1 rRNA gene is annotated in these 400 nt (G+C 52.5%); it reads right to left on the bottom strand.

Going from position 1 to position 400, the window contains the following annotated elements:
* Positions 1–400 (bottom strand): 16S ribosomal RNA (locus E0D86_RS21290); the annotation flags it as partial.

Here is a 400-nt window from a genome sequence, read left to right as displayed (position 1 = left end):
CTGTTTGCTCCCCACGCTTTCATGCCTCAGCGTCAGTTACAGTCCAGAAAGCCGCCTTCGCCACTGGTGTTCTTCCTAATCTCTACGCATTTCACCGCTACACTAGGAATTCCGCTTTCCTCTCCTGCACTCTAGACACCCAGTTTCAAATGCAGCACCCAAGTTAAGCTCGGGTATTTCACATCTGACTTAAATGTCCGCCTACGCATCCTTTACGCCCAGTAAATCCGGACAACGCTTGCCACCTACGTATTACCGCGGCTGCTGGCACGTAGTTAGCCGTGGCTTCCTCCTCTGGTACCGTCATTATCGTCCCAGAAGACAGAACTTTACAACCCGAAGGCCTTCATCATTCACGCGGCGTTGCTGCGTCAGGGTTTCCCCCATTGCGCAATATTCC

The organism is Pseudomonas sp. IC_126 (assembly GCF_004331835.1).
Taxonomy (GTDB): Bacteria; Pseudomonadota; Gammaproteobacteria; order Pseudomonadales; family Pseudomonadaceae; genus Stutzerimonas.
The sequence above is the reverse complement of the archived record's forward strand: the minus strand, read 5'-3'. Positions and strand labels throughout refer to the sequence as shown.